General features: G+C 73.0%; 15 protein-coding genes. 4 read left to right on the plus strand and 11 right to left on the minus strand.

Annotation, left to right across the window (positions count from 1 at the left end):
- Positions 1–80: 80 nt before the first annotated feature.
- From KBX39_RS04660 to KBX39_RS04670, 3 genes are all read right to left on the minus strand, one after another.
- The gene (locus tag KBX39_RS04660; RefSeq protein WP_210869322.1) at positions 81–2,039 is read right to left on the minus strand and encodes a dipeptide/oligopeptide/nickel ABC transporter permease/ATP-binding protein; all 1,959 of its coding nucleotides are present in this window, start codon (positions 2,037–2,039) and stop codon (positions 81–83) included.
- Entirely contained in the window at positions 2,039–2,995 is a 957-nt protein-coding gene (locus tag KBX39_RS04665) for an ABC transporter permease (protein ID WP_064446265.1), read from the minus strand. The genes KBX39_RS04660 and KBX39_RS04665 overlap by 1 nt, the downstream gene beginning before the upstream one ends.
- 101 nt (positions 2,996–3,096) lie before the next feature.
- Entirely contained in the window at positions 3,097–4,557 is a 1,461-nt protein-coding gene (locus KBX39_RS04670) for an ABC transporter substrate-binding protein (protein WP_210869324.1), read from the minus strand.
- Between the two features lie 137 nt (positions 4,558–4,694).
- Between KBX39_RS04670 and KBX39_RS04675 the strand changes: the two genes are divergently transcribed.
- Entirely contained in the window at positions 4,695–5,426 is a 732-nt protein-coding gene (locus KBX39_RS04675; protein ID WP_043324750.1) for a FadR/GntR family transcriptional regulator, read from the plus strand.
- 217 nt (positions 5,427–5,643) lie between these two features.
- Positions 5,644–7,365, plus strand: a complete 1,722-nt coding sequence (locus KBX39_RS04680) for an exo-alpha-sialidase (RefSeq protein ID WP_210869326.1) — start codon at positions 5,644–5,646, stop codon at positions 7,363–7,365.
- A 43-nt stretch (positions 7,366–7,408) separates the two neighbouring features.
- On the opposite strand, the gene KBX39_RS04685 is transcribed toward KBX39_RS04680, so the two are convergent.
- Genes KBX39_RS04685 through mbhE form a run of 7 tightly spaced genes read right to left on the minus strand, consistent with a single transcriptional unit; the run spans position 7,409 to position 14,658 of the window.
- Positions 7,409–8,998, minus strand: coding sequence for an amidohydrolase (locus KBX39_RS04685; RefSeq protein ID WP_187694147.1), 1,590 nt, complete (start codon positions 8,996–8,998; stop codon positions 7,409–7,411).
- A gap of 31 nt (positions 8,999–9,029) precedes the next feature.
- Positions 9,030–9,428 (minus strand): monovalent cation/H(+) antiporter subunit G, encoded by a 399-nt coding sequence (gene mnhG / locus KBX39_RS04690; protein WP_043324754.1) that lies wholly within the window; start codon positions 9,426–9,428, stop codon positions 9,030–9,032.
- Positions 9,425–9,688, minus strand: coding sequence for a monovalent cation/H+ antiporter complex subunit F (locus tag KBX39_RS04695; RefSeq protein ID WP_043324755.1), 264 nt, complete (start codon positions 9,686–9,688; stop codon positions 9,425–9,427). The genes mnhG and KBX39_RS04695 overlap by 4 nt, the downstream gene beginning before the upstream one ends.
- Positions 9,685–10,287 (minus strand): Na+/H+ antiporter subunit E, encoded by a 603-nt coding sequence (locus tag KBX39_RS04700; RefSeq protein WP_210869329.1) that lies wholly within the window; start codon positions 10,285–10,287, stop codon positions 9,685–9,687. Before KBX39_RS04700 ends, KBX39_RS04695 begins: the two co-directional genes overlap by 4 nt.
- Complete coding sequence (locus KBX39_RS04705) at positions 10,284–11,855, minus strand: Na+/H+ antiporter subunit D (RefSeq protein ID WP_064446269.1); 1,572 nt, start codon at positions 11,853–11,855, stop codon at positions 10,284–10,286. The genes KBX39_RS04700 and KBX39_RS04705 overlap by 4 nt, the downstream gene beginning before the upstream one ends.
- Positions 11,852–12,319 (minus strand): Na(+)/H(+) antiporter subunit C, encoded by a 468-nt coding sequence (locus tag KBX39_RS04710; protein ID WP_210869330.1) that lies wholly within the window; start codon positions 12,317–12,319, stop codon positions 11,852–11,854. Before KBX39_RS04710 ends, KBX39_RS04705 begins: the two co-directional genes overlap by 4 nt.
- Complete coding sequence (mbhE, locus tag KBX39_RS04715) at positions 12,316–14,658, minus strand: hydrogen gas-evolving membrane-bound hydrogenase subunit E (protein ID WP_210869333.1); 2,343 nt, start codon at positions 14,656–14,658, stop codon at positions 12,316–12,318. Before mbhE ends, KBX39_RS04710 begins: the two co-directional genes overlap by 4 nt.
- A gap of 178 nt (positions 14,659–14,836) precedes the next feature.
- Here mbhE and KBX39_RS04720 point away from each other — a divergent pair, with 178 nt between their 5' ends.
- Complete coding sequence (locus tag KBX39_RS04720) at positions 14,837–15,856, plus strand: SpoIIE family protein phosphatase (protein ID WP_210869335.1); 1,020 nt, start codon at positions 14,837–14,839, stop codon at positions 15,854–15,856.
- A gap of 124 nt (positions 15,857–15,980) precedes the next feature.
- Entirely contained in the window at positions 15,981–17,201 is a 1,221-nt protein-coding gene (locus tag KBX39_RS04725; protein WP_064446529.1) for a CdaR family transcriptional regulator, read from the plus strand.
- Between the two features lie 47 nt (positions 17,202–17,248).
- Here KBX39_RS04725 and KBX39_RS04730 read toward each other — a convergent pair whose 3' ends face one another.
- Positions 17,249–17,479, minus strand: coding sequence for a hypothetical protein (locus KBX39_RS04730; RefSeq protein WP_043324761.1), 231 nt, complete (start codon positions 17,477–17,479; stop codon positions 17,249–17,251).
- Positions 17,480–17,712: the final 233 nt, after the last annotated feature.

A 17,712-nucleotide genomic window follows, 5' to 3' on the forward strand; every position in this document is an offset into this window, starting at 1 on the left:
GAACATGCCGCCGCCGCGCGCGGCGTGCACCACGTGCACGTCGCTCAGCTCGGCGATCGGCCGGTGCTCGGCGGTGGCGCTCATCGGGCCGGCTCCTTCTCGCTGACGGTGACGGCGGGGTGGTGGCAGGCGTACCCGTGGCCGTCCGTGCCCGCCATGGTGGGCGCGGTGTCCCGGCAGATCTCGGTCGCCATCGGGCAGCGGTCGGAGAACCGGCAACCCTTCGGGAAGTCGGCCGGTGAGGGCACCACGCCGCGGATCTGGGTGAGCCGTTCCGCGCCGGTCTCCAGGGACAGGACCGAGCCGAGCAGCCCGCGGGCGTAGTGGTGGGCGGGCGCCTCCATCACGTCGGCGGTCACGCCGGTCTCCACGATCTGCCCGCCGTACATCACCACGACCCGGTCGCAGACGTCGCTGACCAGGGCGAGGTCGTGGCTGACCAGGATGAGGGCGAAGCCGAGCCGCTCGCGCAGCTCCAGCAGCAGCGCCATCACCTGGGCCTGCACGGTGACGTCGAGCGCTGTGGTCGGCTCGTCCGCGATGATCAGCTTCGGGTCACGGGACAGCGCCATGGCGATCACCACGCGCTGCCGCTGCCCGCCGGACAGCTCGTGCGGGTACGCGGCGAGCGTGCGCCGCGGGTCCAGCCCGACCAGCCGCATCAGTTCCTCGGCCGAGCGGGTGCCGCCGCGGCGGATCATCTGGGCGAGCTGGGCGCCGACGCGCAGCGCCGGGTTCAGCGCCGACAGCGCGTCCTGGTAGACCATGGCGATCTCGCGGCCCATCAGGGCGCGGCGGCCCTTGGCGTTGAGTTTCAGCAGGTCCGTGTCCTGGAAGCGGATCTCGCCGCGTACCCGGGCGCCCTGCGGCAGCAGACCCATGACGGCGAGGACGCTCAGCGACTTGCCGGAGCCGGACTCCCCCAACAGGCCGACGACCTCGCCGGGGCGTACGTCGAAGGTGAGCCCGTCGACGATGTCGACGCCGCGGTGGCGGCCCTCGAAGCCGATGGACAGGTCGCTGACCTGAAGGACCGGCTTGCCCTGCGGCAGCGGGCGGGCGCGCTCACGCAGCCGCTGCGCCGCCTCGGCGAGGCCGGGCAGCTCGACCACCTCGCCGGTGCCGGGCTGCGCCTGCTCCAGCGCGTCACCGCTGGTGGTGGACGTGGCGCGGCGCGCTGCCGGGGCGGCCCAGGCGTCGGACATGCCCTCGGAGAGCACGTTGAGCGCCAGCACGGTGAGCAGGATCAGCAGGCCGGGGAAGAACGTGGCCCACCAGCCGCCGATCTGCACCATCTCCTTGCCGAAGGCGATGACCGAGCCCCACGAGGAGGCCGCCTCCTGCGGGGCGAGGCCGCCGCCGATGAAGGACAGGGACGCCTCGAAGACGATCGCGTCGGCCACCATGACGGTGACGAAGACGAGGATCGGGGCGGCGCAGTTGCGCAGGACGTGCCGCCAGAGGATGTGCGGGCGGCGGGCGCCGATGATGCGCTCGGCGGCCACGTAGTCCTCGCCGTACTGGGACAGCACGTTGGCGCGGACGATGCGCGCGACCGACGGGGTGAACACGAACCCGATCGCGATGACGAGGACCAGCAGGCTGTTCTTGCCGAACGAGATGATCAGCAGCGCGGAGAGCACGATCGTGGGGAAGGCCATGACCACGTCGAGGCAGCGCATGATGATCTCGTCGACGACGGTGCGGCTGCTGCCGGCGAGCGCGCCGAGGATCGCGCCGAGCACCAGCGCGATGCCGGCCGCGCCGAAACCGACGATCAGGGAGCGCCGGGTGCCGGCGACCAGCCGGGAGAAGACGTCGCGGCCGAGTTTGTCCAGGCCGAACCAGAAGTCGCCGTTCGGGCCGGTCAGCGCCGGTCCGAGGCCGGTCTGGGTGGGGTCGTGGCGCAGCAGCAGCGGGGCGAGCACGCCGACCACGACGATGAGCGCGACGAAGCCGAGCGCGAACCGGGCCGCGAGACCGAGCCGGGCGAAGGCCATGCCGGGGCGGGACAGCCGCGTGGTGAGGGACCGGCGCATCAGTGGCCTCCGCGCAGTCGGGGGTTGGCGAAGAGGTAGAGGATGTCGACGACCAGGTTCACCAGGACGAAGCACAGCGCGATGGTGAGCACGGTGCCCTGGGCGAGCGCGGTGTCGTTCTGCTGGACGGCGCTCATGATCTGGGTGCCCATGCCGGGCAGCGAGAAGATGGCCTCGATGACGACGGTGCCGCCGATGAGGTAGCCGATCCGCAGGCCGAGCGCGGTGAGCGGGTTGACCAGCGCGTTGCGCAGCACGTTGCGGCCGATCACCACGCGCGGTGGCAGTCCGGCGCCGACGGCGGTGCGGACGTAGTCCTTGTCGAGTTCCTCGACCATCGACGTGCGGACGATGCGGGCCAGCGAGCAGCCGACCGGTACGGCCAGCGCCAGCGCGGGCAGCGCGAGGGACTGCAGCCAGAGGCCGACCGAGTCGGCGGGGTTGACGTATCCACCGGTCGGGAAGATCGGGCGGCGGACCGAGAACTCCTGGATGAACAGCAGGGCCAGCCAGAACGAAGGCGTGGCGATGCCGGCCATGGAGACGATCCGGATGACCTGGTCGGGCCAGCGGTCCCGGTACAGGGCGGCCGGGATGCCGAGGGCCAGCGCGATGACCAGCGCGCCGACGACGCCGAGCGCGGTGAGCTGGATGGTCAGCGGCAACGCCATGGCGATCTTCTCGGCGACCGGGACCGACGGCGGGAACGTCATGCCGAGGTCGCCGCGGACGAGGTCGCCGAGGAAGTGCAGGTAGCGCAGCGGCAGCGGGTCGTTCAGCCCGTTCGCGGCGCGGAACGCCTCGACCTGCGCCGGCGTGGCCTGGTCGCCGAGGACGGACAGCGCCGGGTCGATCGGGGAGAACTGCATGATCACGAAGACGAAGAGCGTGATGCCCAGCACCAGGGGGATCAGCGTCAGGAATCGTCGTGCGACCAGGTTCAGGACGGTCAGCATGGATTCTCTTTCTCGTGGCGGGGCGCCGGGGCGTCCCGTCCGGCCGCACGGGTCACGTGCGGCCGGACGGGACGGAGGCGGGGGCGGAGCCCCGAGTGGGCTCAGCCGGTCCGGCCGGTGCCCAGGAAGTACAGGCCGGTGGTCGAGGCGCCCGAGAAGCCGTCGAGCTTGGCCGGGTCGTACGCGGTGACGACCTTGGTGTGCAGGATCGGGTAGAGCGGGGCGTCGTCCGCCACCATGTCCAGGGCCTGCTTCCACAGCGCCTTGCGGGCCGCCTCGTCGGAGGTCTGCGCGGCCTTGTCCAGCAGGTCGCCCATGGCCTTGCGGTTGGCGTCGCTCCAGCGGTAACGCTGGCCCGGCCAGGTCTCGCCGAAGTAGTACCAGCGCATCAGCAGGTCGGTGTCGACGCCGAAGACGCTCGGGTCACCGGTGGCCATGAGCACCCGGAATGTGTCCTTGGGGACGATGTCGCCGTAGATGGCCGAGGACGGCACGGTGTTGAGCGTGGCGTTGACGCCGATCTTCTTCCACTGCTCGATGACCAGGGGGGCGACGTCCTTGACCACCGAGTTGTCGGTGGTGTCGAGCCGGAACGACAGGTTGGTGACGCCGGCCTCCTGGAGCAGGGCCTTGGCCTTGTCCGGGTTGTAGTCGTAGACGGTGGCGGCCTTCTGGTACGCCTTGTTGCCCTCGTCGAGGTAGCTGGTCGCCGGGCTGCCGTAGCCGTTGAGCGCGGTCTTGATGACCGCGTCCTTGTCGATGGCGTAGTGCAGGGCCTGGCGGACGCGCTTGTCGCTGAACGGCGCGGCGGCGTTGTTGAACATGAGGAAGACCTGGTTGAAGGCCTGCTTCACGTCGATCGTGTACTTGTCCTTGAGCGAGTCGACGTTCAGGTACGGCACGGCCTCGATGGCCTGCACGCGGCCGCCCTGCAGGTCCGACACCCGGGCCGACGCCTCGGTGGTGGTGTTCCACGTCATCGTCTTGATGACCGAGATCCGCTCGCTGAACAGGGCGAACGGGTACTTCAGCTTGAACTCGACGGTGGCCGCGTCCTTGGCGGTGACGCTGTCGAGGAACGAGACGAAGCCCTGCATCAGCGGCGGCGCCTTCGGGTCCGCCGGCTTCAGCACGCGGGTGAACGACCAGGCGACGTCCTCGGCGGTGACGGGGGTGCCGTCGGAGAACTTCGCGCCGTCGCGCAGCGTCACGGTGTACGTGAGGCCGTCGGCGCCGGGCGTCGGGTCGCTCTTGGCCAGCGCGTTGTAGGGTTCCCGCGTGATCGGGTCGAGGTCCACGAGACCCTCGAAGACGTGCTGGTTGACGGCGGTCGCCACGGCGGAGGAGGCGTTGCCCGGGTCGAAACCGCTGGAGAGCGTGAACGCCAGGGTGGCCTCGATCGACGTGCCCGCCTTCCCGCCGCTGACCGCGTTGGTCGAGGCGGGACCGCCGCTGCAGGCCACCAGCCCGAGGGCGAGGGTCGCTCCGAGGGAGGCGACGGCCAGGGGGCGGACGCGGCGGCGCGGCACGCGCCAGCTCCGCGACTTACCGGTGGTGCTCACGTAGATGCCTCCATAGGCTCTTCATGCGCTCGCGTCGCCGCTCGCGCCGGGGATGTGAAGTGTAAGGTGTATGACGTCTGACGTCTGATGCCGGTAGGGTGAGGGTGTCAGATTCGGGAACGAAGGGCAAGGGGCAGATGACGACCATTGACGCCAGTCCGCTACGCGGCGCCGAGCGGCCGAGCCCTCGCCGGCAGGAGGTCGCCACCAGGATCAAGGAGTACATCCTGCACAACCGCCTCAAGCCGGGCAATCTCCTGCCCACCGAGACGGAGCTGTGCGAGGCGGTCGGCGCCAGCCGCTCCAGCGTCCGCGAGGCCGTCAAGATCCTCTCCGCGCTCGACATCGTCGAGGTGCGCCACGGCCACGGCACGTTCGTCGGCCGGATGTCCCTCAACGCCCTGGTGGAGAGCCTGACGTTCCGAGGGCTGCTCAGCGGCGAGGACGACCACCACGTACTGGCCCAGGTCGTCGACATCCGGCAGACGCTGGAGCAGGGGCTGGCGGCCACCGTCATCGACGCCCTGGACGAGGAGCACCGGTCGGAGCTGTCCGCGCTCGCCGACGAGATGCGCAGCCGGGCGGCGCAGGGCGAGGACTTCCTCGACGTCGACCGGGCCTTCCACCTGAAGCTGATGGAGCCGCTCGGCAACGACCTGCTGGTCCAGCTGACCGAGGCGTTCTGGCAGGTGCAGGCCATCGTCGCGCCGACCCTGCGCACCGAGCCGGAGGACCGGGTCATCACCGCCCAGCGGCACCAGGCCATCGTGGCCGCCCTCACCGCCGGGGACGCGGCGGCGCTGCGCTCGGCCATCGCCGAGCACTACGCGCCCATCCGGGCGAGCATCGCCCGCGCCGCCCAGGCCTGACCCGGCGACCGGACACCGGCAGGCCGGCCGCGGACCGGCCGGCCTGCGCGCGCCCTTTGTGCACGGTCCACATCGTCCGATTCCTTGACGGGTCCCATCGATCGGCTTAGCGTACGTACCCAACATCGGACGTCCGACGTCTGATGCTATCGCTCCGATCCCCACCCCCGTCCGGAAGGAATCCCCCGTGCCCCCTGTCCGTGCGATACCACGCCGGGTGACCGCCGTCCTGGCCGTCCTCCTCGGCCTGCTGACGGTGCTCCCCGCCACCCCGGCCCAGGCCGCCCCCACCGGCGTGAGCGCCACCGTCGGCGCCGACTGCACCACCGGCCGGCTGCTCCTGCTTCTGGACAACCGCAGCACCACGGCACAGACGTACACAGTCACCTGGCCCGGCCGGTCCGGCTCGCCCTGGACCCGCACCGTCGCGGCCGGCAGCGGCGCCGAGCTGTACTGGACGCTGTCCCCCGGCACGCCGTACACGCTGCGCACGACGACCCCGACCGGCCTGGACGAGACCACCTCCGGCCTCTTCCACTGCGGCACCGGCATGTCCGCGCTCACCAGCTTCGACTGCACCAACGGCCGCCTCCAGCTCGCGCTGGAGAACCGCACCACGACCGCCCGGGACTTCACCGTCACGTGGCCCGGACGCACCGGCTCGCCGTGGACCCGCACCATCGCCGCCGGCGGCAACTACCTGCACTACTGGACCGTCGGCGCCGGCGCCCCGTACACGCTGCGGGTCACCGCCCCCGGCTTCGACACCACGCTGCGCGGCACCACCTCCTGCGACCTGGCCACCGGCAACCCGCAGATGACCAGCACCACGCTGCTCACCACGCAGACCGTGATCCGCGACCTCAACGGCACGGGCGGCCGGTACGACGGCACCGTCGCCTCGGTCCGCATCCCCGGCCTGGCCGTCACCAACAACGGCACCGTCATCGCCGTGGCCGACGCCCGGGTGAACGGCTCGTACGACCTCGGCGGCGGCACCAACAACATCCAGATCGTGATGATCCGCAGCACCGACGGCGGCCGCACCTTCGAGCAGCCCCGGGTCATCCACGCCCCGCCCACCACCAGCGAGGGCGTCGGCGACCCCAGCCTGCTCGTGGACCGCGCCACCGGCGTCGTCTACTGCTTCTTCACCTACTCCCCCAGGCCCGGCATCAGCTTCTGGTCCGGCGGCTCCGGCCTGAACACCGCCGACGACCCGAACAGCATGCACCTGCGCTACATCACCAGCCGGGACAACGGCGCCACCTGGAGCGCGCCCGTCGAGCTGAACCCGGCGGTCAAGGACCCCACCTGGCGGCAGGTGTTCTTCGCCTCCGGCCACGGCATCCAGACCAGCACCGGCCGCCTGATCCAGCCGATCGCCTACCGGGACTCGGCCGGCACCAGCCACGCCGCGAACATCTACAGCGACGACAACGGCGCGACCTGGCGCCGTGGCGGATCCGCCGGCGGGAACATCAACGAGAGCAAGGTGATCGAGCGCGGCACCGGCGCGATAGTGCAGAACATGCGGCACAACTCGACCCGCAGCCGCTTCTACGCCACCTCCACCGACGGCGCCGCGACGTTCGGCCCGGCCACGGCCAGCACGCTGCTGACCGACCCGCTGTGCAACGCCGACGAGATGTCCTACCTGCGGCCCGCCGAGGTCGGCGCGAACCGGGCGCCGGTGCGGACCCGCACGGCCTTGTTCAGCAACAACGCGCACCCGAGCGCGCGCAACGACCTCACCGTACGGCTGTCCACCGACGACGGCGCGAGCTGGCCGGCGCGGGCACTGGTCAAGCCCGGCGGCGCCGGCTACTCGACGATGGCGGTGCTGGCCAACGGCACGGTCGGCAACCTGTACGAGGTGGGCGACACCGGCGGCATCTACTTCGCCCGGTTCAGCCTCGGCTGGGTGAAGGGCGCCTGAGAGCCGTGTCCCGCCCGGACAGCGGCGTCCGGGCGGGACACGGTCAGCGCTGCCAGCGCACCACGCCGCCGACCACGGTCAGCGCCACTGTCAGGTCCCGCAGTCGCGCCGGCTCCACCCGGTACGGGTCGGTGGGCAGCGCGATGAAGTCGGCGAGCATGCCGGGGCGCAGCCGCCCCTTCAGGTGCTCCTCGTAGGAGGCGTACGCGCCGGCCCCGGTGAAGCAGCGCAGCGCCGTGTCCAGGTCGAGCCGCTCGTGCGGGTCGACGCCGCCGGGCGGGGTCCCGTCGGGCTGCTGCCGGGTCACCGCGGCGTGCACGCCGAAGAACGGGTCGGGGTCCTCCACCGGGGCGTCCGACCCGAACGCCACGACGGCCCCGGCGTCGAGCAGGCTGCGCCAGGCGTACGAGGCGAGGTCCCGGCCGGCGAGCATCCGGCTGGTCAGCGGAATGTCGCTGGTGCAGTGGGTGGGCTGCATCGAGGCGATCACCCCGGAGCGGGCGAGCAACGGCACGTCCTCGGGCAGCAGGTGCTGCGTGTGCTCGATCCGGTGCCGCAGCCGCGCCGCGCCAGGCCCGGCCGAATCGCGCCAGCGCGCGTACGCCCGCAGCACCATCCGGTTCGCCGCGTCGCCGATGGCGTGCGCCGCCACCGCGATGCCGGCCCCGGCGGCGGTGGCCAGCAGCCGCTCGAACTCCTCGGCCGGGGTGACGGCGATGCCGTGGTTGCCGGGCTCGCCGTCGTACGGCTCGCTCATCAGGCAGGTGTGCGAGCCGAGCGCGCCGTCGGTGAAGATCTTCACCGGGCCGGTGCTCAGCCACCGGTCCCCGTCGCCGGTGGCCCAGCCGCTGTCGATCGCCTCGTCCAGCGCCGTGGCCGGGATCGTCTTGTGCACCCGCAGCGGCAGCTCGCCCCGGGCGTACAGCGTCTCGTAGGCGGCGCGGGCGTCCTGCCCGTCCAGGTCGTGGATGCCGGTCAGGCCGGCGGCGAGCAGCCGGGGCAGGTGGGCGCGCAACTGCGCGACCAGGTCACCGGCGTGCGGGGAGCGCACCACCGCGTACGCCGCGTCGGCCGCCGCCTCGCGCAGGATGCCGGTCGGCTCGCCGTGCTCGTCGCGTGCGATCTGCCCGCCGGGCGGGTCGGGGGTGGCGGCGTCGATGCCGAGGCGGGCCAGCGCGGCGCTGTTCACCCAGATGGTGTGGCCGTCGACGCTGGGTAGCGCGGCCGGGCGGTCCGGGCAGACCCGGTCCAGGTCGGTACGGGTCGGCTGCGCCGGCCGGGTCCACCTGTTGCTGTCCCACCCGCCGCCGAACAGCCAGGCGTCCGGCGGCAGCGTGGCGGCGTGCCGCGCGATCCGGGTCAGCGCCTCGTCCAGGCTCGCCGTGCCGCGCAGGTCCACCTGGTCCAGCCCGCGCACGTAGGACGCGGCGTGGATGTGACTGTCGATCAGCCCGGGCAGCACGGCCATCCCGCCGAGGTCGACCCGGCGCGCGCCGCCGCCGGCCCGGTCCCGGCACTCGGCGAGGTCGCCGACGGCGACGATCCGCTCGCCGCGGACCAGCATCGCCTCGGCGTGCGGGCGGGCCGGGTCGAGCGTGTGGATGCGGGCGTTCTCGTAGACCGTGCCGCTCATGGGCTCCCTGCCTCGACGCTGGGGCGGAGTCTCAGGACGTGCGGGCCGGCGACGTGTCCTGCGGCTCGCCGGCCCGGTCCGCCCGGATCCGGTCGATGTCGCCGGCCAACTCGTCGGTGATCAGCAGGTCCCGCCGGATGTCGTCGTGCGGGTACGCGGTCCGCCCGACCATGTGCGCGGCGACCGGGGCGGTGGCGAGCTGGAACAGGCCCACCAGGACCAGCGTGGTGATGTCCACCCCGGTACGCAGCCGCAACGCGCAGCCGAGCAGCACCAGCAGCAGCCCGAGCACCTGCGGCTTGGCCGCCGCGTGCATCCGCGACAGCACGTCCGGGAAGCGGATCAGCGCGATGCCGGCGGCCAGGCAGAGCAGGGCGCCCGCGATCAGGCAGACGCCGGCGACAGTGTCCAGGATCGTGTCGAGCGTCATTTCGGGTTTCTCCGAGCCGCGAAGCGGGCGACGCTCACCGAGCCGACGAACCCGACCAGGGCGAGGACCACGAGTACCGGCAGCGCGGTGGCGTCCCGGCTGTACGCGGCCTCGGTGGCGATGGCCGCGACCGCGACGGCGAGCAGCACGTCGGTGGCGACGGCCCGGTCGAGGATCGACGGCCCACGGATGATGCGGACGAGGGTGAGCCCACCGGCCGCGACGAGCAGCGCGGTGACGATCACGGCGACGACGGTCACGTCGGTGCTCCTTCCAGCTCGACCGACCCGGACGGGCCGGTGGGTGCGGATCGACGGATCAGGTCCAGTTCCTCGGCCGAGCCGACGGCGGCGACGATGCGCCCCTCCAGTTCCAGCACGCTCTGCCGGAAGCGCTCCACCTCGTCGAGGCTGCGGATGCCGATGACGTGCACGTAGAGGGTGCCGGTACGCCGGTCGGCCTCCAGGATCAGGCTGCCCGGCACCAGCGACAGGGCTTCGGCGTTGAGGGTGAGGTTGAGGTCGGTGTTCACCCGCAGCGGCACCGCGATGATCGCCGAGTGCGGGTGTCTGGCCCGGACGGCCAGCCAGGCTATATGGACCGACGCGCCCACCAGGTCGCGCAGGAAGCGGGCCAGGAATCTCAGCAGCGGCACCGGCCGGATCCGGCCGGCGAAGGTCACCGGGGGCAGCGGGAAGACCACGAGCAACACGGCGGCGACCACCAGTCCGCTTATCACGTTCGCCCAGCTGAAGGTGCCCCACAGCAGCACCCAGACGGTGACCAGGCCGGTCACGGCGATCGCGCGGTTGCGCCAGCGGTCACGGGGGGTCAGCGGCGCTTTCGGCTGACTGGTCACGGCGGTCCCTCCGGGAACACGGCCTCCACGTACGGGGCACGGCGCAGCAGGTCGTCGGCGGCGTCGGTGCTGATCTCGAACAGCGGCCCGGCCACCACTGTCAGCGCCAGCCCGAGCACCACCAGGGCGGCGGTCGGCACCGTCATCAGCCGGGGCAGCACGGCCCCGGCCGGCGAGGCGCCCTCGTGCGGCTGCTCGGCGCCGCCGGTGCGGGCCGCCCGGTCGGCGTCGCCGGGTTCCGGCATGTCCGGGTGCGGTGCCCGCCAGAACGCCAGGTTCCACACCCGGGCGATGGCGTAGAGGGTGAGCAGGCTGGTCAGCAGCCCGCCCGCGACGAGCGCCCAGGCCAGGAACCCGCCGTCGTCCACCCCGGCCTGCACGAGGCCGAGCTTGCCCAGGAACCCGGAGAACGGTGGGATGCCGGCCAGGTTGAGCGCCGGTACGAAGAACAGCAGCGCCAGCAGCGGTGACAGCCGGGCCAGCCCGCCGAGCCGGTCCAGCGCGGTGCTGCCGCCGCGTCGTTCGACCAGGCCGGCGGCGAGGAACAGCGTGGTCTGGATGGTGATGTGGTGCACCACGTAGAAGATCGCCGCGGACAGGCCGAGCGGGGTGGTCAGGCCGACCCCGAACAGCATGTAGCCGATGTGGCTGACCAGCGTGAACGACAGCAGTCGTTTGATGTCCGACTGGGCCACCGCGCCGAGGATGCCGACCACCATGGTCAGTGCCGCTATCACCATGAGCAGGTCGGCGGTGCGTCCGCCGGGGAACAGCAGCGTCTCGGTGCGGATGATCGCGTACACGCCGACCTTGGTGAGCAGGCCGGCGAAGACGGCGGTCACCGGCGCGGGCGCGGTCGGGTAGCTGTCCGGCAACCACGCCGACAGCGGGAACACCGCCGCCTTGATCCCGAACGCGAGCAGCAGCATGCCCTGCAGGACCAGGCGCATGTCGTCGGGCAGCGCGTCCAGGCGGTCGGCGAGCTGGGCCAGGTTCAGCGTGCCGGTGGCGGAGTAGACCAGGCCGATCGCCACCAGGAAGATCAGCGACGAGAGCAGGCTGACCACGACGTACGTGGTGCCGGCCCGGATCCGCGTCTCGGTGCTGCCGAGCGTCAGCAGCACGTAGCTGGCGACCAGCAGGATCTCGAAGCCGACGTAGAGGTTGAACAGGTCGCCGGAGAGGAAGGCGTTGCACACGCCGGCGGTCAGCACCAGGTAGGTCGGGTGGTAGACCGACAGCGGCGTCTCCTCGTTGCCGTCGGCCATACCCTGCCCGATGGAGTAGACGAGCACGCACAGGGTGACCGAGGCGGAGACCACGAGCATCAACGCGGCGAGCTGGTCGGCGACGAGCACGATGCCCATCGGCGCGACCCAGCCGCCCACCTCGACCACGAGCGGGCCGTCCAGCGACGACTGGACCAGGAGCAGTGCCGCCACGGCGACGGTGGCGGCGAGCACGACGATGCTGACCCAGCGCTGGGCGCGGGCCCGCCGGGCGAGCAGCAGCGTGAGGGCCGCGCCGAGCAGCGGCATCACCACCGGCAGCGGGACGAGCCAGGTCATCGGCCGCCCTCCGCCTCGGCCAGGACCCGAGCCTCGGGGCTGCCGTCCGCGGGGCCGCCGTCCGCGGTGTCGGCGTCGGCGGTGCCGGGGCCCTCGTCCCGGTCGGCCAGTTCCATGATGCGGCGGTCCTCGACGTCGTCCTGCACCTCGTCGTGGCCGTTGAGGTGCCAGCTGCGGTAGGCCAGGGCGAGCAGGAACGCGGTCATGCCGAGCGTGATCACGATCGCGGTCAGCACCATGGCCTGCGGCAGCGGGTCGGCCATGTCCTCCTGGGCGGAGGTGCCGACGATCGGCGGGGCGCCGGCCCGGCCCCCCGTGAGCAGCAGCAGGTTCGCGCCGTTGCCGAGCAGGATGACCCCCATCAGGACGCGGGTGAGGCTGCGTTCCAGCAGCAGTGTGACCCCGGTGGCGAACAGGACGCCGATCACCAGGATGTAGACCAGGTTGGGAATGTTCGGGCTCATACCAGCTCCTCTTCCCGTACGCCGGCCGGCTCGGTCTCCTGCTCGTCGTCCTCCTCCTGGCGGTCCATCTCGGCGCCCAGGCTGCGCAGGATGTCCAGCACCAGGCCGACCACGATGAGGTAGACGCCCACGTCGAAGAAGACGGAGGTGACGAAGTGGACGTGGCCCAGCAGCGGCAGGTGGAAGTCGAGCGTCGCGCTCTGCAGGAACTCGCCGCCCAGCAGCATCGCGGCGACGCCGGTGCCGACCGCGACGAACAGTCCCGCGCCGAGCACGAAGCCGGCGTCCACCGGTGCGGCGCCGTTGAGTTCGGTACGCCCGCCCGCCAGATACCGCACCGCGAGCCCGAGACCGGCGACCAGCCCGGCGGCGAACCCGCCACCCGGCGCGTTGTGGCCGGAGAAGAGCAGGTAGATGGAGAACAGCAGGATGGCGTGGAAGAGCAGCCGGGTGACGACTTGGAGGATCACCGACTGCTGCCGGGACGTCGCGCCGCTGGTGAGCCAGCGTGGGCGCGACGACTGCTGCCGGCCGACGCCGGGGATGCCGCTGCGCAGGTCCAGGGCGCGGGTGCCGCGGAAGATCAGGCTGGCCACACCGGTGGCGGCCACCACCAGCACCGCGATCTCGCCCATCGTGTCCCAGGCCCGGATGTCGACGAGCGTCACGTTGACGACGTTCTTGCCGCCGCCGTAGGAGACCGCCTCGTCCGGGAAGCCGACCGAGATCGGCGTGGCGACCCGGCTGCCCGCCGCCACGTACGCCATGCCGGCGGTGACCACGCCGACGGCCACGCCGAGCGCCACGCGGAACTGCCGGGTGGCACGGATCGGGCGGGCCGAGAACCGGCGCGGCAGGCGGCGCAGCACCAGCACGAACATCACGATCGTGACGGTCTCCACCAGGAACTGGGTGAGCGCCAGGTCCGGCGCGCCGTGCAGGATGAACAGCAGCGCCGTGCCGTAGCCGGTCACCCCGACCAGGATCATGGCGGTCAGCCGGCGGCGGGCGCGCGCGGCGACCAGCGCGGCGACCACGACGACCGCTCCCGCGACGGCCTGCAGCGGGGTGTCCCAGAGCTGGAACCGCTGCGCCCAGGGCAGGCCGGCCAGCACCGCCCCGCCCGGCAGGATCACCAGCACCAGCAGGATGACGCCGAGGTAGAACGGCAGGGATCCGCGCTGGGTGGCGCCGGTGAGCTCCACCGCCGCGCGGTCGACCGCGCTCGCCAGCCGCTCGTAGCCGGTGGCGCCGTCGAAGGGCAGCCGCAGCAGGCGCGGGCGGCGGCGCTGCAGCAGCAGGAACAGCCCGACGCCGCCGGTGACGGCCAGCGCCGACAGGCCGAGCGCCGGCGTCAGGCCGTGCCACAGCGCGAGGTGGTAGCCGGGATCGGCGGTGGGGAACTGGTCGGCGTACGGGGCGAGCACCCGGTCCACCGCCGGAGCGGCGATCCCGACCACGAGGCCGGCGAGGGCGAGCACCGCCGCCGGGCCGAGGAAGGCCGGCTCGATCCGTTCGACAGGGGTGTCGGGCACGTCGGGCTTGGCGGCGAACGCGCCCCAGAGGAAACGCAACGTGTACGCGACGGTGAGCGCCGAACCGGCCACCACCCCGGCGAGCACCAGCAGTTCGACCGGCCCGCCGTGCAGGAACGCCTCCAGCGCTGCCTCTTTGGCCACGAAGCCGAACAGCGGCGGCAGCCCGGCCATGGAGGCGGCGGCGAGCCCGGCGACCGCCGCGAGCACCGGCGCACGGCGGCCCAGCCCACTCAGCTCGCGCAGGTCCCGGGTGCCGGTGACGTGGTCGACGACGCCGACGACGAGGAAGAGGGTGGCTTTGAACAGGGCGTGCGCCAGCAGCATCGCGGCGCGCCGGCTGGCCCGCTTGGTGGGGTCGCTGCCGATCAGCAGGTACGAGAAGACCGTGGTCAGTTCCCAGAACACGTACAGCAGCAGCAGGTCGTCGGAGACCACCAGGCCGAGCATCGCGCCGGCGAACGCGACGAACACCGCGGCGAACCGGCCGAGGCTCGGGTCGTCGGAGTGGAAGTAGCGCGCGCTGTAGACGAGCACGAGGGCGCCGACGCCGCCGACGAGCAGCACCAGCAGCCAGGACAGCGTGCCCATCCGCAGCGCCAGGTCGAGGCCGAGCTGCGGCACCCAGGTGACCGTCTCGACGACCGGCCGGCCCGCGCGGACCTCCTCGGTGCGGGTCAGTGCCCAGACTCCCGCCGCGGCGGGAACGGCGGCGAGGACGTAGAGAGCGCGTCGACCGAGTAGGCGTACCAGCACGGGGGCGATCACGGCTGCGAGCGCATGGACCGCCACCAGAACCAGCACACACACTCCTCAAGATCGACGCTCGGTACGTCAACCCTAACTGGCCAGGCGGCACGACGGTATGTCGAGAGAATCACGCGCTCGTGTCGTGTCGTCCGGGTCCCGCACAGGGTAAGGAGTGAGGTTGGGTCTCGGCCGGTACGGCGGGGGCCCCGATAGAGTGGTGGGCGTGCTGCCGATGCGAGCCGCCCTGGCGGGCACCACCGGGAACGCGGTGCTGATGGGCGTCGCCGAGGTCGGCACCCCGATCGGCTGGGTGCTGCTGCCCGGCCTGCTCGGCGTCTCGGCCCGGCCCCGGGTGGCGGCACTGGTGTCGGCGTGGGCGGGCGTGCTGGTGGTGGCGTCGGTCCTCGTACCGGTGATCCCCGGCCACCGCAGCGACCCGCAGGCGCTGCTCGCCTCCACGCTCAGCCTGACCGCGGTGCCCCTGCTGGCGTGGGCCCGCCGACGGACCCGGACCGCGTCGGTGACGCGCGCCGCCGGGCCCACGGACGTCGCGGTCTTCACCGTGCCGGCCGGCCCGGGAAGCGCCGCGCTGGCGGTCTGCGGCTCGCCCGGCGAGATCGGCGCCGCCGTCCCGCTGCGCGGCGGCGGGCTTCTCGCCCTGGTCGGCACCGTCACCGGCGCCGCGCTGGACACGCCCGCCGGGCGGCGGGCGATCGAGCAGACGTTCCGCCGGCACGCCCGGCCGGCAGCGTCGCCGCAGCGCCTCGCCGGGGTGCTCGACCAGGCGGTACGCGACCTCGCCCCGGCGGGTCACCTGCGCGCCACGATCGTGCGTGTGGACCGGTCCGGCGCGGTGGAGGCGGCGCGCTGCGGCTCGCCCGACCTGATCACCGTCGCCGCAGACCGGGCCGCCCTCGCCGGAGTGCCGGCCGGTCCGGCGCTCGGGTCCACTCGACCGGCCGGGTCCCCTGCCCGGGCCGGGTCCACTGCCCGGGCCGGGTCCACTGCCCGGGCCGGGTCCGCGTCACCGGGCGGGGGCGCGACGCCGTCGCCGGTCACCGGCCGGCGGGTCGCCGCGGTCGCCGCCGCGTTCGCCGACGCGCACGGCGAGCGCTGGGTGCGCGTACTCGATCAGGTGGCGGCCGACGACGACCCGGCGGGGGCGGCGCGGCGCCTGACCCGCGGTCCCCGGGGTGGGCGGCGGACCGGTCCGGCGCTCGTGGTCGACCCGGGCCCGCCGTCGCGGGCGTGACAACGGGCGCGCCCGCTCCCGGACGGACCGCGCGGGCCGGTCGCGCCCGACGGCGCCGGACCCCCGGCCTACGCTGGGCGCAGTGGGCCGGCATCGGGTGCCGGCCCGGCACGGGGAGACCGCGATGACCGACAACGTCCGCCGGCCGGCGCCGGCCGCGGGCGGCGAGGACGAGCAGTGGCTGGCCGAGGTGGCCCGGGCGGCGAGCGCCGACGCCGGTGGCGTACCTGTGGAACTGCTCGGCGACTACCTGCGGCTGCTGACCGACGCGGCGGTGACCGGCCGCCGTCCGCGCCGCGCCGAACTCGACGCGGTGGGCGCCCTCGGCCGGCGCGCGGCCGAGCAGGGGGTGTCCGCCGGACGCGCGGTACGCCTCTACCTGTCCGCGGCGCGGCGGGTGTGGCGGCAGTTTCCGCACCTGGACCGCTCCGACGACAGCGAGGCGGTGCGCGCCGCCGCCGACGCCGTGCTGCAGGTGGTCGACACCGCCGTCGCCACGCTCGCCGAGGGCTACGCCGTGGCCCGGCGGGAACTGGTCCGGCGGGAGGAGTCGCTGCGCCGGGAACTCGTCGACGACCTGCTGCGCGGCGACTCCGACCTCGGCGGGCTGGTGGAACGGGCCGAGCCGTTCGGGCTCGACCTCGCCCGCGTACACCAGGTGGCGCTCGCCGCGCCCGGTCGCCGCCTGCCGGACACGGAGGCGGCGATCAGCGCGCTGGAACGGGCCGTGTTCGACCGGCTGGGCGACCGGGACGTGCTGGTCGCTACCAAGGAAGGGCTGCTCGTGGTGATCGCCCCGGCCGACCCGGTGGCCACCGACCGGGGCCGCGGGCCGGCCGGCAACCTGGGCACGCTGATGCACGGCGAGCTGGACCGCCTGGTGCGGGGCCGGCCGTGGCAGGTGGCGGTGGGCCGCCCGCACCCCGGCGTGTACGGCATCGCCCGCTCCTACGAGGAGGCGCGGGAGGCGCTGACCACGGCGCGGCGGCTGCACTCCGAGACGTCCGTGATCGACGCGCACGACCTGCTCATCTACCGCGTGCTGCTGCGCGACCAGCCGGCCATGGTGGACCTCGTCCGGGCGGTGCTGACGCCGCTGGCCCAGGCGCGCGGCGGCGCCGAGCCGCTGCTGGACACGCTGAACGAGTACTTCGCCTGCGGCGAGGTGAGCACCGAGGCGGCCCGGCGGCTGCACGTCTCCGTCCGCACCGTCACCTACCGGCTGGCCCGGGTCCGGGCGCTGAGCGGGTACGACCCCGCCGACGCGCGGGACCGGTTCACGTTGCACGCCGCCGTCCTCGGCGCGCGGGCGCTGGACTGGCCGCGCAAGCCGCTGCCGGCGTGACGCTCAGGCGCTGCCGGCGTGACGCTCAGGCGCTGCCGGCGTGACGCTCAGGCGGGAACGGCCACCAGTTCCGGGAAGCCGAGCAGGTTCGCCAGGGCCGACGCCTCGTCGCGGGTGAGACTGAGAGCCACCATGCGATCCGGGTCGTCCGGGTCGTCGTGGACGATGTCGCGCCGGCCGCCGGTCTGGTAGTCGATCACTCCGATGCGGCGGCCCTCGTCGGTGGTCAGCGTGTGCCGGACCCCGATGCCGGGGAGGATCGTGCGTTCGATGATCACGGGAACCTCCTCACGTCAACCATAGCTCCGGGGGGTACCCGGACCGGTTGTCCAGTGACCGGCAATCATTCGGCCCTTTGTTGGCCGGTCGTGCGCAATGCCGAGCGCCGCATTCCGGGCGAAGCTGGAGGTCCGAGGCGGTACCCGAGTAGCGAGGATGAGTAGACAAAGACCCGCACGTCGATGGCAGTCTCTTATACAAATCAGACGCTGCCGACGAATAGGCGAGTGAA

This window comes from Micromonospora sp. D75 (assembly GCF_018070405.1).
GTDB lineage: Bacteria > Actinomycetota > Actinomycetes > Mycobacteriales > Micromonosporaceae > Micromonospora > Micromonospora chalcea.

Excerpts from the sequence above, each read along its gene's own strand:
- KBX39_RS04660 (WP_210869322.1), bottom strand. The coding sequence starts at position 2,039 with ATGCGCCGGTCCCTCACCACGCGGCTGTCCCGCCCCGGCATGGCCTTC.
- KBX39_RS04665 (WP_064446265.1), bottom strand. The coding sequence starts at position 2,995 with ATGCTGACCGTCCTGAACCTGGTCGCACGACGATTCCTGACGCTGATC.
- KBX39_RS04675 (WP_043324750.1), top strand. The coding sequence starts at position 4,695 with ATGACGACCATTGACGCCAGTCCGCTACGCGGCGCCGAGCGGCCGAGC.
- KBX39_RS04685 (WP_187694147.1), bottom strand. The coding sequence starts at position 8,998 with ATGAGCGGCACGGTCTACGAGAACGCCCGCATCCACACGCTCGACCCG.
- mnhG (WP_043324754.1), bottom strand. The coding sequence starts at position 9,428 with ATGACGCTCGACACGATCCTGGACACTGTCGCCGGCGTCTGCCTGATC.
- KBX39_RS04705 (WP_064446269.1), bottom strand. The coding sequence starts at position 11,855 with ATGACCTGGCTCGTCCCGCTGCCGGTGGTGATGCCGCTGCTCGGCGCG.
- KBX39_RS04710 (WP_210869330.1), bottom strand. The coding sequence starts at position 12,319 with ATGAGCCCGAACATTCCCAACCTGGTCTACATCCTGGTGATCGGCGTC.
- KBX39_RS04720 (WP_210869335.1), top strand. The coding sequence starts at position 14,837 with ATGCGAGCCGCCCTGGCGGGCACCACCGGGAACGCGGTGCTGATGGGC.
- KBX39_RS04725 (WP_064446529.1), top strand. The coding sequence starts at position 15,981 with ATGACCGACAACGTCCGCCGGCCGGCGCCGGCCGCGGGCGGCGAGGAC.